General features: G+C 58.1%; 17 protein-coding genes and 1 pseudogene. 8 read left to right on the top strand and 10 right to left on the bottom strand.

The window, feature by feature from the left end; translation table 11 throughout:
- Positions 1-7 precede the first annotated feature (7 nt).
- From AC245Y_RS32925 to AC245Y_RS32905, 5 genes are all read left to right on the top strand, one after another.
- On the top strand, positions 8-1,147 hold the full coding sequence (locus tag AC245Y_RS32925) for an ABC transporter substrate-binding protein (RefSeq protein ID WP_017997268.1): 1,140 nt from the start codon (positions 8-10) through the stop codon (positions 1,145-1,147).
- Positions 1,148-1,226: 79 nt separating this feature from the next.
- Positions 1,227-2,282, top strand: a complete 1,056-nt coding sequence (locus tag AC245Y_RS32920; RefSeq protein ID WP_487762878.1) for an ABC transporter substrate-binding protein — start codon at positions 1,227-1,229, stop codon at positions 2,280-2,282.
- 56 nt (positions 2,283-2,338) lie between these two features.
- The gene (locus tag AC245Y_RS32915; protein WP_026157704.1) at positions 2,339-3,223 is read left to right on the top strand and encodes an inositol monophosphatase family protein; all 885 of its coding nucleotides are present in this window, start codon (positions 2,339-2,341) and stop codon (positions 3,221-3,223) included.
- A 102-nt stretch (positions 3,224-3,325) separates the two neighbouring features.
- A complete protein-coding gene (locus AC245Y_RS32910; protein ID WP_017997265.1) occupies positions 3,326-3,946 on the top strand; it encodes a dual specificity protein phosphatase family protein in 621 nt (206 codons plus the stop codon).
- A gap of 1,083 nt (positions 3,947-5,029) precedes the next feature.
- On the top strand, positions 5,030-5,248 hold the full coding sequence (locus AC245Y_RS32905) for a helix-turn-helix domain-containing protein (protein WP_017997263.1): 219 nt from the start codon (positions 5,030-5,032) through the stop codon (positions 5,246-5,248).
- A 77-nt stretch (positions 5,249-5,325) separates the two neighbouring features.
- Here the strand turns inward: AC245Y_RS32905 and AC245Y_RS32900 are convergent, their stop codons facing one another.
- Positions 5,326-5,934, bottom strand: coding sequence for a J domain-containing protein (locus AC245Y_RS32900; protein WP_017997262.1), 609 nt, complete (start codon positions 5,932-5,934; stop codon positions 5,326-5,328).
- Positions 5,935-6,030: 96 nt separating this feature from the next.
- Between AC245Y_RS32900 and AC245Y_RS32895 the strand changes: the two are divergent.
- Positions 6,031-6,156, top strand: a pseudogene (locus AC245Y_RS32895) (transposase domain-containing protein); the annotation flags it as partial.
- Between the two features lie 110 nt (positions 6,157-6,266).
- On the opposite strand, the gene AC245Y_RS32890 reads toward AC245Y_RS32895, so the two are convergent.
- The 7 genes from AC245Y_RS32890 to AC245Y_RS32860 all read right to left on the bottom strand — a co-directional run bounded on the left by AC245Y_RS32890 (position 6,267) and on the right by AC245Y_RS32860 (position 11,388).
- Positions 6,267-6,533, bottom strand: a complete 267-nt coding sequence (locus AC245Y_RS32890; RefSeq protein WP_012759978.1) for a DUF982 domain-containing protein — start codon at positions 6,531-6,533, stop codon at positions 6,267-6,269.
- Positions 6,534-6,897: 364 nt separating this feature from the next.
- Positions 6,898-7,704 carry a hypothetical protein gene (locus tag AC245Y_RS32885; protein ID WP_017997260.1) on the bottom strand — a complete coding sequence of 269 codons (807 nt, stop codon included), beginning with the start codon at positions 7,702-7,704 and terminating at the stop codon, positions 6,898-6,900.
- 30 nt (positions 7,705-7,734) lie between these two features.
- Entirely contained in the window at positions 7,735-8,019 is a 285-nt protein-coding gene (locus AC245Y_RS32880; RefSeq protein WP_409565781.1) for a BrnA antitoxin family protein, read from the bottom strand.
- 104 nt (positions 8,020-8,123) lie between these two features.
- Complete coding sequence (gene dinB, locus AC245Y_RS32875; protein WP_017997259.1) at positions 8,124-9,215, bottom strand: DNA polymerase IV; 1,092 nt, start codon at positions 9,213-9,215, stop codon at positions 8,124-8,126.
- Positions 9,216-9,218: 3 nt separating this feature from the next.
- Positions 9,219-9,482 carry a hypothetical protein gene (locus tag AC245Y_RS32870; RefSeq protein WP_017997258.1) on the bottom strand — a complete coding sequence of 88 codons (264 nt, stop codon included), beginning with the start codon at positions 9,480-9,482 and terminating at the stop codon, positions 9,219-9,221.
- Between the two features lie 748 nt (positions 9,483-10,230).
- Entirely contained in the window at positions 10,231-10,863 is a 633-nt protein-coding gene (locus tag AC245Y_RS32865) for a hypothetical protein (protein WP_017997255.1), read from the bottom strand.
- An 87-nt stretch (positions 10,864-10,950) separates the two neighbouring features.
- Positions 10,951-11,388: a VOC family protein gene (locus AC245Y_RS32860; RefSeq protein ID WP_012759983.1), complete on the bottom strand. Its 438-nt coding sequence runs from the start codon at positions 11,386-11,388 to the stop codon at positions 10,951-10,953.
- A 565-nt stretch (positions 11,389-11,953) separates the two neighbouring features.
- Here AC245Y_RS32860 and AC245Y_RS32855 point away from each other — a divergent pair.
- Positions 11,954-12,142 (top strand): hypothetical protein, encoded by a 189-nt coding sequence (locus tag AC245Y_RS32855; RefSeq protein ID WP_017997253.1) that lies wholly within the window; start codon positions 11,954-11,956, stop codon positions 12,140-12,142.
- Between the two features lie 578 nt (positions 12,143-12,720).
- Positions 12,721-12,867, top strand: coding sequence for a DUF1127 domain-containing protein (locus tag AC245Y_RS32850; protein WP_003552150.1), 147 nt, complete (start codon positions 12,721-12,723; stop codon positions 12,865-12,867).
- Between the two features lie 572 nt (positions 12,868-13,439).
- On the opposite strand, the gene AC245Y_RS32845 is transcribed toward AC245Y_RS32850, so the two are convergent.
- Entirely contained in the window at positions 13,440-13,832 is a 393-nt protein-coding gene (locus AC245Y_RS32845) for an SMI1/KNR4 family protein (protein ID WP_017997251.1), read from the bottom strand.
- A gap of 144 nt (positions 13,833-13,976) precedes the next feature.
- Positions 13,977-14,843: a helix-turn-helix domain-containing protein gene (locus tag AC245Y_RS32840; RefSeq protein WP_032997060.1), complete on the bottom strand. Its 867-nt coding sequence runs from the start codon at positions 14,841-14,843 to the stop codon at positions 13,977-13,979.
- Between the last annotated feature and the right edge of the window lie 96 nt (positions 14,844-14,939).

Here is a 14,939-nt window from a genome sequence, read left to right as displayed (position 1 = left end):
GCATATCATGGCCCATTCGAACCAGACAAGATCGGCATGGCGAGGCTTGCTCGCCGGGACTGCGGTGCTCGTCTTCGCGTCCGCCCTTTCGGCCGCGGCCTATGCCGAAGACACGTTCGATCTTAACGCGCTGATAGACGCTGCAAAAAAAGAACCACCCATCACGGTTTATGCAGTCACCGGCAAGATCGTCGATACCGCCCAGGCCTTCACGAAGAAATATGGCGTGCAGGCGAGCGGCAAGAAGGTCAATGAGGCGACGCAGGTCGAATTGTTGATCCGCGAGCGGCAGGCAGGAAATGTCGTCGGCGACGTCAGTGTGGCAACCGACGTCGCCGCGGCAGTGGGCGAGCTTCTGCCGGAAGGCGTGGTGACAAGCTGGGCGCCGCCGGATCTTCAACAGGATATTCCAGAAAGGCTGCGCAACCCCTTGGTCGTCGCCTCGGATGCGCATGTCTGGACCTACAATACCGAGAAATACGACAAATGCCCGGTGACCAACATCTGGCAACTGACCGAGCCGCAATGGAAGGGCAAGCTCGCCATGCTCGATCTGTTCGACAAGCCGCTCTATGCGGATTGGTTCAACCAGATCGAGATGCATCACGACGTGGATGTCGCCAAGGCCTATGAAGCGCTCTACGGCAAGAAGCTCGACACGAGCAGCCAGAGCGCGACAGCGGCCTGGGTCAAGGCGTTTGCCCAGAACGGACCGCTTCTGTCGGACTCCACCACTGTTGCCGATGCCGCCGGGGCGCCTGGCCAGTCCGACCCTTTCTTCGTGATCACATCGACGGCGAAGTATCGCGACAATGAGGCCAAGGGCCTGAAACTCGGCCTATGCACCGGGGTCCAGCCTTTTTCGGGTTTCCTCTATCCTGGCTTCGGTTTGATCGCCACGCAGACCAAGAGCCCCAACGCGGCAAAGCTCTTTGTCCGTTATCTGATGACCGAAGAGGGAATTGCCCCGCAGACGGTGGATGGAAAGATCTCCGGGAATTCGGCGATTAGCTTGCCGTCCGATGAGCCGTCGGGCATTGCCGCCCATCTCGATGAGCTCATGGCATTCGATGCGTCCACCGCAGCCGCGGATCTCGACAAGCGCGAGGGGTGGCAGGACTTCTGGCGCATGAACTACAAGAAATAAGCCGTAGCAGCCTTTGGCGATCTCCTGGGAGGGAACGATGAATAGAAATGCCAAGATTTCAGTCGCGGCGATCGCCGCCATGGCGACAGCGGTTTTTGCTGTTCCGGCAGTCGCTGGCGATACGGCCGATATCAAAGCTTTGGTCAATGCGGCCAAAGGCGAAAAGCCGATCAATGTCTATGACAGCACCGGCAAGATCGTTGAGATGGCCGAAAACTTCAGCGCCAAATACGGTTTGAAGGCGACGGGCATGAAGGTTTCGGCCAACAGCCAGCTCGAGATGATCATACGAGAAAGTCAATCCAACAACGTTCAGGGCGACGTGGTGTTGATCACCGATGCTCCGGCGGCGTTGGCACAGTTGCTGCCGCAAAAGTTCGTCGAAAACTACCTCCCTGCGGACATGCAGAATCCTCTGGCGATCTCGACCAATGCAAACGTATGGGCCTACAACACCGAGGCCTATGACAAATGCCCCGTGGCCAACATCTGGGAGCTGACGGAGCCGAAGTGGAAAGGCAAGGTTGCAATCATCGACCCCCTGACGAAGGGCAATTACACGGACTGGTTCAATCAACTCGATGCCCACGGCAGCGATGCGGTTGCTGCCGCCTATAAGGCGCATTTCGGCAACGAGCTGCAGACTGATGAAAAGAGCGCTGCTGCCGCCTGGATCAGGGCCCTGGCTCAGAATGCCCCGCTGGCAACAGATAGCGACGACCGGATATCGGAAGCCGTGGGCGCACCAGGTCAGAAGGAACCGTTCTTCGGCCTGTTGAGCTCTGCGAAATTCCGTGACAACGAAGACAAGGGTTACAAGCTCGGCATCTGCACCACGCTCGATCCCTGGGTCGGCTGGAACTATATCAAACTCGGCCTGATCGCCGCCAAGTCGCAAAGCCCGAATACGGCAAAGCTCTTCATCCATTATATCCTGACCGAGGAGGGCATCGCGCCGCAGATGAAGGACGGCAAACTGCCGACCAATAGCGACGTCAGGATGCCGGACGACGAGCCTTCCGGCCTGATGAAGGTCGCCGACAAGCTGCAGGCCTATGACACGTCCACCGGTCTGGATGATTTCGACCGGCGCGAGGAATGGCAGGATTTCTGGCGGGTAAACTACACGAAGTAAGCAATTCCGACGTGAAGCGCGGGAACCTGTTCCCATATGACAGACTGGACATGCCGATGCAAAACCCCACTCGCGTCAACCCGAGCCCCGACAATGAAGACGCGCTTAAGCGATCCCGCAGGTTGATGGAAATCGCCAAAGGCGCGGCGGTAGCCGTACGCGAGCCTCTGCTGCAAGCCTTCCGATCCAATATAGACGTTGACTACAAGGTCGATCTCCACGATGTCGTCACCATCCACGATAAGCGTGCCGAGGCGACGATCCGGGCTTATATTCTCGAGCATGAGCCCAATTCGGCGATCATGGGAGAGGAGGGCGGACAGACGGGCAGTGGGGGTATTCAGTGGTATGTCGATCCAATCGACGGAACGGCGAACTTTGCCCGTGGCCTGGCATTCTGGTGTGTATCGATCGCCGCCGTCATCGGTGGGGAGGTTGTTGCCGGCGCGATCTTCGATCCAGTTTCCGGAATGATGTTCACGGCAGATCTTGCGGGCGCCGATCTGAACGATCGTCCGCTGCGGTCGCGTGCGGTTGCAGAGGAAGCGCATGCGACGCTGATCACCGGCTATCCGGTGGCGCGGGATTTCCGGCTCGACGGTCGCGAGATCGCACTCGCCAATATGGGTGAACTGGTCGAGACCTTTTCGACGTTGCGTCGTCCTGGAAGCGCCGCTCTCAGCATAGCGCATGTCGCCGCCGGATGGGTGGATGCTGCCGCCGGATTTGGCGTCAACGCGTGGGACGTTGCCGCAGCCACGCTGATCCTGAAGAATGCAGGCGGACGATACGAACCGTTGACCCTCGGCAAGGTTCCCGTAGGGGCGGCCGATTTCCTTTGTCCTGGTTACGTCGCTACAGGCGAGGGCGCGCACTACCCGACATTGGAGCGGGTGGCACGGTCCATCTGCGAAAACAGGGCAGCCAGGGCGGCTGCCTAGCAGGATCACCGGCGGCGACGCATCAGTCGATGCGCAGCCTGCCATCAACCATCACTTTTTGAACGCCGCCTGCCTCAGGGGTAGCTGCCGTGGAGACGACACATGCAGAAATCTGAAGCCGCGATTGGACAGGCCGAGAGACACCTGCCCAAACTGAGCCGCATCTATCAATCGCACCCGTTTTACGGCGTCGATATTTTCATATCGGGAAAGGAGGGGGCAAGCGACCTCGGCCTTCTGCGCCGAAACGGCATCACGACGGTAGTCAACTGCGCCGTCAACCTCGACTTCAATTTCGTGCAGCAGGACAAGATCGTCTCGGATCATGAGGGCAGCGTCTATGGGCCGGGGGAGATTCGCTATTACAAGGTGGGCCTCATAGACGGCGCCGGAAATCCGGATACCCAGATGGTTGCCGCCCACTATATCCTTCGTGCAGCGCTTGAACAGATCCTGCCTGACAAACCGTCCTATCCGCTTCGCGAACGTGGCAGCGTTCTCGTCAATTGTCGTGGTGGCCGTTCTCGTTCAGTCGCAGTCGTAGCGCTCTTCCTGCATCTCACGTTGCCAAATGAGTTTCCAACACTGGACGACGCGATCGATTTCGTTCGTCGAAAGCGAGAGTTGCCTGTCGATGAATATTATAAAGCGCCGAAGCCAGTTCTCGCAGAAGCCGCACGGCGGGCGGCTGGGTGGATACGGACGATTGATGCCGCAAAATAGGCTTCGTCTGGCAAGGCTAATGGTTCCAATGCGGTATCGAGCGATATGATAACGAAACGTCAAACTTCCAACAGCCAACCCAAGAACTTGCGCGATCTGAAAAACATGATCGCGGCACGGGTGGTCGTGTTCAACGGGCAGTCGGAACGCGTCATTCGTATCGCGCTCGAAAAACCGGAGTTGATTGCCTTCGGGACATTACAGTCAATCGCCACCGAATGTTCGGTTGCCCCGACGACTATAGTCAGAGTTGCCCGCCTCGCCGGGTTTGCAAACTTCGCGGATTTCAAGGCAATGTATCGGCTACACCTCAGGGGGATTGGGCCCGGGGCAGAGAGCCCGCGCCCCGGTCCTACCGCGCTATTCTAATCCGGACGGCTTGCCGCGCTCAGTCGACATGCTTTTCGCGTAATGTTCAACAGCAAGCCGGTGGATTAGTCTTAACTTCGCTACTGATGTGGTGCGGTCATCGGAGCAGATCTCTTCTAGACCTTCGATGGCAATTCGCGGATCAAGGGTTCGGTCCGATCAAGGCGGTTAATTTTGCATCCGTCAAGCAAAGGCCGTCTTCCCCATGGGAGTTTCAAGCTGAGCGGCGGCGACGCTGCGAATTCTCCGGATGCTGCTCACTCACCGCCGGTTCAAGAAAAAGTTCAAGAATTTCGCGGCCGCCTCGCGATCTTTCGAACCCGAGATTTACCCGTTGCCTTCATATCCTTTGGAACCGATGGCCGCATCCCGGCCGGGTTTGAGGGGATGCGCTCGATTTCGTTGCTCTGCGTCTTAATAGCTGGTTGAGCGAGAACATCGATGACCTAATCTGCTCGCCTGCGGCGTCATGCGAGCGTCTCTCGCCGCGAATTCCCGCAGGATAAAAGACGCTCCGTGGCAGGCAGGTGGGTCGATGGCGCCTCTCGTCGACCATCATGTAAAGGTTGTTCGCCCCTTCGCCACGTCAGACTTTACTCCGCCTGGCAAGCTGATAGAACGAGCGCCCGCGGAAATCGCCCGGACCCGGGCAGTGCGTTGGAACTATGAAACTGTTTTGTACGTTTTTCGGCCGCCAAAAGGAGTTTTAACGACATGAACATGGTCTCGAAGATTGTGAAATCCCCTGTTGCTCTGTCCGTCGGCGGCTTGCTCGCGGAAGCTCGCGCGGCTCGCGGCTATTCCCTGGATGACGTTGCAGAAACCACCGGTCTGACTGTGGCCGAAGTGACAGCTCTGGAGAACGACACGGATTTCGACACGTCAAGGATACGAAGGACCGCGGCCGCTCTAGGGATTTTAGACAAGATTTGAAACGCGCGTCGCGCACCACACACAGCTTTTTCACGGCAGCGTCTTATCTATTGACCCGCAGAGACTGTGTCTCCGATTTAGCAGAACCCGTTCAACTTGAGGATTTTATGCGCGTCGATTGCCGCCTGGAGCTCAGCTTCCGAGTTTCGATCTCCTCGGTTGGCGTCTGGATGATGTAGCTTGAGCATCTGCTTATAGCGGCGCCTGATCTCCTCGGGCGTCGCGTCCTGCGAAAGGCCGAGCGTTTCGAAGGCTTTCGCTTCCATTACCTTGAGCTTACGTCGCTGGAGATCAGCTTTCGTTGCTTGATGTTGTGCAGCACTCTTGCGCGCGTTCAGAGTTTTTGCCGTGCCTGAGCGGACGGTCGAAGGAAGCGGCATCTCTGTCGCATGATCAACGCGGGTCCCCCACGTCTTACGGGCGCCACTTGCTGCCTCACTCTGATAGCGGGCGGTCACCGGATCAGACAGATTGCTCGCGAAATTATATCCCTTATTGTATTCTCTCGCATGTTGCGGGCAGAACAGCAGGTACAAACCCTCCGCATCTCGCCCAACGGGCGCACGATTGGTGCCGCCGCTTTCGCAACCGTCCCACTGGCATTTCGACTGGGAAGGCTCGGGGGGAAGAGCTGATTTTTTGCTTGTTGGCCTCAGGCCGACAAAAATTTTCGAATCAAACGTCATCGCGCGTTATATGGTGGTCTTCATCGAAGCGGCAAGCTGCCACGAAGCCTGTCGGCCCGATGCCCGCTCATTGGCCGCACGCAAAAGAGCATCCCGAAGCTCAACGCTATCGATCCATTCGCCTACCTGACCGGCTCGCTCACCGCTATCGTCAGCGGCCCCAAACATTCTCGGATTGCCGAGTTGTTGTCATGGACAAATCAAAACGACGCCATTGCTTGATGCCACACGTCCGCGGTTCACTCGCTCTCGACGAACATGAGATGGAACTACAGAGGCTGAACTGTGACGAGACAACATTCCGATACAGTTCCGAGGGGGAGCGATGTGGATCAATGCGCCACGACAGTGAGAGCTGTTATGCCTGCCTCTTCGGCCGCGCGCAAAAGCGCTTCGCGAAATTGTTCCGGAGGAATCTGCCCACTGATTGCATCGACACAAGCTTTCACGGCGGCGACATATTCCTCGCCGTCATCGGATGGCCAGTCCCTGATCAGGATATCCGCGGCATCGCCGAGCGTCCGGACGATCTTATGCGTGGCCGGGCCGCGCAGAGCTAGTCCGACCGGCTTGAATGCCGACGATGTGTTCCAGCACATTGTCCTCGACCCCTCAAGGTTATGGATACTGCAGTCCCCCCACTGCAGCATACGCGCCTATTCTAAAATTAGGAATTCAAGACTGAATGATCGGTGACTGCGTTGACTCATGGGTGCCGCAAGCAGGGAGTTCCAAGATCTCGGCAGTTCTTGATCACCCGCTGAACGATCGGATGCCCTTCGCGAAGGCGGTTTTCGATTTCCACCATCCCCAAATTGAGCCTTCGATGAGTGCCGCAACTGTCGAGTATCGTCGATGGTCATGCCCGCACGTTCGCGGAACAGGCCGACAGCAATCGTCGGGCCTGGCGTTCGTCGCGTCTGTCCTCTTCCACAATAACGAGTCCTATCGCGTCATCATGGCTCACCCCTCGATGGCACTCAAATATCTTGTCATCGACTGGTCCACGATACGAGACCCTTCTCGTTCGATCGTTCGGCCCGAAAATCCACCATAGACCGCCTCGAACCGATATGGGCGTACCGCTTCCCCGATACGTCTCACCGCCTCTGGGCCGAGCGGAATGAGGTTGGGATAGCTGCGCATGAAACTCACATATTTGCGGTCGAGTGTAACCTGCATCGTGTCGCCGGCGAATAAGGCGCCCTGGCCGTCCGCCAGCCAGGGACAGTACATGACTGAACTACCGGGGAAATGGCCGCCGCATCGGATCAGGGTCGACCGACCGAGTTGCACGCTTTCACCCTTCCATTGATTGAGCGCTCCGCCAGACCTTTGTACCCATTCGCCATCGTCGGAATGAATGTAGATCGGCACATCGCCCAGAGCGGAACTCCATTCCATCATCGAGGTGTAGAAATGCGGGTGCGAAATGGCGATGGCGCTCAGACCTCCCAATGCACCAATTCGGTTTATGCTCGCCTCGTCAATGAGACTGAGGCAGTCCCAAAGAATGTTGCCGTCGGGGCTCTCGATCAGGAAGGCGCGCTGGCCGATCGCGAAATCAGGCGAAACCTGAAGGCTGTGGATGCCTCCGGCTTCCTGACGCCAGGTCACATCATGGGTGCGACCAAGTGCTGCGATGTCCGTCCACGCCTGCCCCGATGCAGGGACAAACTGACGATCGTCTTCGCAGATGGGGCACGCGGGCGGCGGCTTTAAGCGCTCGTCGAACTGAGTGCCGCAAGCGGTGCAGATATGAAACCCCATGGTTATGTCCTTCCCCTGCTTTTCCAGCTTTCAAAACAATATGGACAATCCGACACTTGCGTTGCCGGCCGTGAAAAATAACGGGCAACGACCCGATGGCGTGGCCTGCGCGGCTCCGTACAATAGCGTCAGAGCCTGCCCTTTATCGCAGCGCGCAATATCATTGATGCAATCCTGCCAGCCGGAACCGTCTTCCTGCAAGTAGGCGAGCATGTCGCTGTCGATTTTGATCGAAACAAGCTTTGGTCGGCAGCACCGTTCGCTCGATGCCCGTTCCCCAGTTTCTTTGCCGCCTCGAACATGCTTCGGCGGCATCCATCGGATCGACCGCGCTGCGGGGCCGGTTTGCCATGGTTACCGTCGGGGACACTCCGGATCGGGCGCCATTCAGACGCTCCGGCCCAGCCGATGCTGGCGGTCTAAAGCGCAAGCCGCAACTGCGGCGTCGTGTCAGACCTCTGCCGTTCCAGTGAGGACAGCGTGACGCCGAGCAGACGTATCCCTTTTCGCGGCGGGAAGATTGGCGCGAGAAGTAGGTCGACCACCTCCTCAAGATCGGTGATCGCCGGCAGGGGAGCCAGAACGGTTTTGCTGCGGGTGATCTGGCCGAAGTCGGCATATTTGACCTTGAGCGTCACCGTCTTGGCGCCGATCTCATTGGCCTCGCAGTAGCTCCAGACTTTCGAAATCAGCGGCTGAAGCCCTTCGCGCGCGGGCTCAAAGGAATGGATGTCCTGCGAAAACGTGTCTTCCGCTCCGATGGATTTCCGCACCCGATCCGGCTTGACCTGGCGATTGTCGATACCGCGGGCGATGCCATAAAAATACGGACCTGACTTCCCGAAATGTTCGACGAGGAAGTCGAGCGTTCTCTCCTTGAGGTCCGCGCCTGTTTCGATCCCGAGCCGATGCATCTTCTCGGCTGTTGCCGGCCCGACGCCATGAAACTTCTTGACGGGCAGGCGCTCGACGAAGGCCGGACCGTTCTTCGGCGTGATGACGAACTGGCCGTCCGGCTTGTTCTGGTCGGATGCCATCTTGGCGAGGAACTTGTTGTAGGAAATGCCGGCCGAGGCGGTGAGCCCGGTGGTTGCTTTGATTTTGGCGCGGATTTCCGCAGCTATCTCGGTGGCGATCTCCATGCCTTTGAGATTTTCAGTGACGTCGAGATAGGCCTCGTCGAGCGACAACGGCTCGATCATCGGCGTGTACTCGGCAAAGACCGTCCTTATCTGCAGCGAGACGGCCTTATAGACATCGAAGCGCGGCTTGACGAAGATGAGGTCCGGGCATTTCCGCTGCGCAGTCACCGAAGGCATGGCGGAATGCACACCGAACTTTCTGGCCTCATAGCTGGCGGCCGCCACCACGCCGCGGGCAGCAGGACTGCCGACGGCAACCGGCAAGCCTCGCAGCTCCGGATTGTCACGCTGCTCGACCGATGCGTAGAAGGCATCCATGTCGACATGCACGATCTTGCGCGGCCGCACTCGGCTTTCTTCACCCGTCATCCCCTAGCTTCCATCAGCTAGACCACTACCCAAACATGGGAAATGTGCCCCACACTTGTCACCCCCGGGCGTCTGCATGCGCTCGCAGCCCATGGCCATGCGTCGGCGGATTTCCGCGAAGCTGACACTTGCGCCAAACGCTTTCACCAACAGCCTGCGCTCATGCGCGCAATGGCGGTCGCACAGACGGCAGAGGAGTTCAACCACCGGGACCTTGTGATCTTTCAGTCTAGGGATCGCATCGTCCACAAGCCGCGTTCGGCGCATCCGAAAATAACCTTCCTTGCCATCCGCTTGAATCCGATGGCGATTATTCTGCCTTGCACTCGCGGTCAACTTCAGCGGTCATATGCGCATTGACTCATTTACGCGTTAAGAACAAATATAGAACATATAGCTCCTACTCAAGCTGAAAACGGGTTGCCGTTGAAGGTAGATCATGAACTCCGCCGCCCAAAGGCCGTCCTTGACAGTTTGTGCGAGCAGATCGCGCACCTGGAAAGCGCTTGGCCTACGGGCGCTGCACGAGTGCGCTGGCGGCGGGGTCGGCACCGTCGACGTGGCGGCAGCCACCCTGTTCGTGGCCGGGATTGCCGCGCGTACCAAAGGCAAGGTCGTCTGGTGCCTGACGCGTCGCGACCTGTTCTTTCCTGCTCGGAAATCTCCGAACTGCCTACGAACGCGATCCCCGATCCTACGGAAGAATTCCAGGAGCAGAGGCTGAAGAGCCGTCCAACGATTGGTCGGGAGCTTTGCCCTGACCGGCAGGCAATAAAAAAGGCCGGGGCGAAACCGCACCGACCTTTCAAACATCGCTCTTCACACCAGTGCCAGTACATCCGTGGTCAAAAGCAGATAAGCGACTTCGGCAGTCGCGAACACTCTCGTGGAGCGCTCACCAGCAACGCCGATGACCTGAAGATAGTCGAGCACAGCGTCCGTTTCAAGGCCTGCCATACGAAGCGGCCCGGAGATTACCTTGCTTTAGAACCGCTGGGACCCGCAATAGGCCTCCTTAGCGAAGCAATCCGTCGCGTCCGAACTCCTCCCAGCCTGCCAGTTCCGTGCGAGGTGCCTCGTCGGATCCGGCGACGGTATCCCCCTTGACGGTCTTGCCCTTCTTCAGCGACCGCGTCAACTTCGCCTTATATGCCGCCCGCCGTCGGTTCTCCACCGCCGCCGCCGCATCCTCCTCGCGCCATTCTTCGACGACGCCTCGATCGAGCAGGTCTTCCACGACGCGCGGGTCGAAGACGTGGAACGTGATCTTCCGCGCGCGACCGCGCAGTTTCACCGTGCGCGTTCCAGCACTCGGTAGGCGGCCGTCCTTGAGCCAGCGATGACGCTCATTCGTCTTGATCGAAAGGATATCCTGGATCTCGCGCGGGATTACCGGCAGGCTTTCGATGTCTTTCAGCGCACTGGCGACAACAGACGCCGCTGCATGGAATTCTGTCTTGACACTTGCAGGCATCGACAGCGTGAGTTCTCCTTGCTCGATATCGAGCGACTTCTTCGAAGCGACCGGGAGCCGTGCACGGAGTTCGAGCAGAATTCCCTTCGCGCGGATCGACGATCCGAGGGTCGCTGCTGGCGGCAGCACCCACGTCTTGACCAGCTCGACATCGTTCTTTTCGTGTTTCGGCATGGCGCCTAGATGGGATCACCAGCGTTCCTCGTCAACGAGCGCGATATTCGCAGGATGAGCCAGGCGCGACCGATCGCTCGTCGCTGCTCACCCAAGTTCCTGGGCAAGCCCGATAAGAAGACCTTCGGGTCCGCGAATGTAGCAGAGCTTGTAGGCGTCCTCATACCGGACGACATCGCCGACAAGCTGGGCGCCGCGCGTGCGCAGCCTCTCAACGGTCTCTTCGACGTCGTCGACCGTGAACATGGCTCGCAGATAACCAAGGGCGTTGACCGGGGCGTTCCGATGATCCGCGACGACATCCGGTCTGAGGAAGCGCGACAGCTCCAGCCGGCTGTGCCCGTCCGGCGTGCGCATCATGGCGATCTCGACGTGCTGATCGCCAAGACCCGTGACACGACCGGCCCATTCGCCTTCGATCGTCGCGCGGCCTTCGAGTTCGAGGCCTAACTCCTGAAAAAAGTCTATTGCCACTGCAAGGTCTTCGACGACAATCCCGATGTTGTCCATTCGCTTAAGCGCCATGCTCTCCATCCTCCGGTTTTCGTTTCGATTTCCTTCTAGGACGTGGATGGGCCATCGGTCCCGACATCGCTATCGAAATCTTTAGGCAAAACATCGGATGGTGTGACAACGGCGCCCAGTTCAGGATCGTTAGCATCCGAATTTCCGAGCCCGACGATGTCGAGGTGATCGTTGGCGGCAGTTGCTGCCTAATCCCGCACGTCTGAAGTTTTGGCCGGAAGTGGTCCGCCACGCTCGTCCGGCACAATTCACCTGGCGGCCCACCCGCACCTGCGAGGAATTGCGGCCATTAGCTCGACAGTGGGCGTCGTGCTCACATCTTTTTCTGGCATGCCCGTGCCAAATAGTCGTCAGACGTGTGTCACGTTGATTTCACGCGATTTCCAAAGTGGGCTCTATTAGATTTTTTCGTAATCTCGCCGGGACGCAGAGCGCTTGTCGTTGGATCGCATTTCTGACAGCGCCGATCATCGAAGAGGCAATGAGTTCTCGTGCCGATCAACCCTTCTCCTCGGCGGCGGTCGGTTCATCTTGGTCATGCTGTAGTGCAGGGAGGTAGCTTAATATGCAATTTCTGATCCATTCAAAGACGATCGCGGAACTTGAATACGACGACAAGGCTTGCCTCTTGCGGGTCGTCTACAAAGACGGACGAGTTCGGTCTGTTCCTGATGTCGCTCCCACACTCGTAATGAAAATCGTAGCGCAGGTTCCCGTCGAGCAATCTCCCTACCTCATGCAGGCCGCAATCTGAAGGTTCCGCGAGCGGAGACGCGGCACTTTCATCTTCCTCACCGACGATCAGGGACCGTGGGCTTGGCTTCCCAAGGCAGAGGGCGCCTACGATCGCTTTGATAGATTCGGTCCAATCGCGGCCATGTCATCTGACGCGAGGATCTGGGAAATGCGCCGCGAGCCACAGGAGCTTCTCCATTCGAGGCTCATGTGCTGGGTGGCGGTCGATCGGGGAATTCGCCTCGACGATCGCAATAAGCAGGAATGGCGCCCGTAAAATCGACTGGACGCATTCGGCGTCTGATTGAGGTAACCGAAACCGATCGGCCGCTTCCATTATTATCCAAGCCGTTTGTAGCATCGACCTCACCTCCGTGGCGCAAGCCACGGAGGTGAGGTCCCACTTGCTATTCGTCCGCGGTTTGAAAAGGGAGTCTTTGCGCAAAAAAGAAGCACATCATGCGCTCACCGCATAGCTGAGATGAGAGATTGTGGCTGTTTTAAACCGATTGAAGCGCCTATATCTCCATCATCGAAACGGCGCCGGAACCAACCAAGGTTGCTGACGTCAGACAGCCCTCATGAAAGGGGATCATCATGAACGTAGCACGCTCTTTCAACAACTGGCGCAAGTTCCGTCAGACGGTCACCGAACTCGGACGCATGTCCAGCCGCGAACTGCAGGACCTCGGCATCGATCGAGCAGACATTCGCAGCGTTGCCCGCGCCTCGATCGCGCGCTAACCGCCCAGCACGACTTGAATCCACATTAGTTGATGCCCGCTCCTAAGGCGGGCATTTTTGCGTCGAGGCCGTGCCCCGGCGGCGTATGGAGCTCCAGTCGTATTGGATTCTTGCGGGTTGCGCCTTACGCATGGCTGCAGTGCAACATAAGACATTTGCATCGTCCGGGGTCTGTGTATGATCGTATCTGTCGAAGCAATGCACCTCCTCCCGCAAAGCTTCGCTTTCAGCCGGCCCACTTCTCCTCCCATGGGGCGTCTGTAAAAACAGCGGCACTCCTCCTCCCAGTCGCTGTTCGATCTTCAAAAAGCCTGCCGCACCTCCTCCCGCGGCAGGCTTTTTTGTATCAAGCCTCTTCCCGATGCAGATTAAGATCAAGTGCAGCCGTTCCCAACCTCATCACTCAGCCCACCGGACTCGGCTGCCCCTGGCACCGGGCCGGCAGTTCGCTCGAGAGCGATATCCCGCACAGCAACTGCTCTATCGATTGTCGGCCTCGCAGGAGACGCTGATCCAATACCGGCGCCGATGAAGAGGCTGTCAGTCATCGCATCATAAGGAGGTGCCGATCGCTATGAGCCTTCGCCCGCCTCAACGGCTTTAATGAACTCATCGAATGTCCGTCCAAGCACGCGGACCTCTTCCGACCACGCGCCGGCAAAGACAAACGGAACGGAGATGTAACTTCCGCCGATTATCCCATAAGCGGTCGGGCCGCCATTCAAACCAATCAAGAACCGGTCGACCTGAAACTCGAAGAGTTCATAACCGTCGGCCTTGGCAAGCTCCGCGACACTCCACAGAACGAGATATCCTTGACCGACTTCATCGTTGAATCCATTCGAGATGCGCAAGAACGCCTTATAGTCTTCCGGCAAGATGATCGAGAGCGAAGCCTCACATGCCTCGATCTCCGACAGACTGGCGCCAGGTAATTGATATCCATGCCGCAACTTTCCGAGCATGCGAGACACTCCGGTTCGAAATGCGATAGGCGTTGACGAGCGCAGAATAGGGCATCCCACTCCGCACGCAACCGCGCCTGCGATACGAACCCGCCGGCCGATTCGAAGGCAAGGAATATAAGGTTAGTCTCGACGAGGCTTACGTTACGAGCGTTTAGCCGCCCTGAAATCCGTTGGGCTCGAGCCGATCAGTTGCCGGAACTGTGTCGAAAAATGGAACGCCGAGTGAAAACCCAGGAGACCGGCGATCTCCTTGATCGATTTGTCGGTGTTCACCAGAAGGTCGATGGCCCGCTGGATGCGCACCCTCATCTGATATTGCTTGGCCGACATGCCAGTCTGCTCGCGAAAAAGACGCCGGAAATAGGGATAGCTGACGCCAAGTTCGTCGGCGAGCTGTTCGACAGACAGAGGCTGGCCGCAGCGCTCCATCAGAATCATCCGTGCACGATCGACGAGCCTATCGGCAGCATTGCTATTGAGATCGGCGGGGCGGCATAAAAGGGCCAGCAGTTGAAGGCCGAGGGTCGACAGCAGCGGCTGATTGCGCAGGCAATCGTCCTGCGCCAGCGCGTGAATCGACGCGAAAACACCAGAAATCTCGGAGCTGCTGGCATGGGCCGGCAGCTCGGGGCGCAACAGGCCTGCATCGCGCGCAAAATCGAAGGCGCTTCCCCGGCATTCGATCCAATGTTCGACCCATCCAGTCCGGCGGTCCGGAGCAAAACGGTGCCAGACGCCGGGAAAGAGCAGGAAAATAGAGCCTTCGGCGATGGTAACCTGCCGACGTTCTGGTCCGAACTCCAGCCTGCCGCTGCCCGCGCTGATGTGGACGATCTGATAGGCGCTCAGGATACGGCCACGCGACCAGCTGAAATGGTGGTCGTTGGGATGACGGCTCGGTGGGTAGTCGGAATTCGGTCCGATCTCTGTGTACCCAGTGGAGATGGCCGTACAGCCCCAGGCGGCGCAGAGGCGGTTGTCGGGCATGTAGACGAAGTAGCTCTGCATGATAGCGGCCAAGTCTGAGGATCATATTTTGCATGCAAAAGATCACTTTTGCGGAAATTGCCGACGTGTCAACGAAAATTCCTAGTGTTAACGTCA

Source organism: Rhizobium sp. SRDI943, from assembly GCF_057653695.1.
Note: the sequence above shows the minus strand (reverse complement) of the source record. Positions and strands in the feature narration are given on the sequence as shown.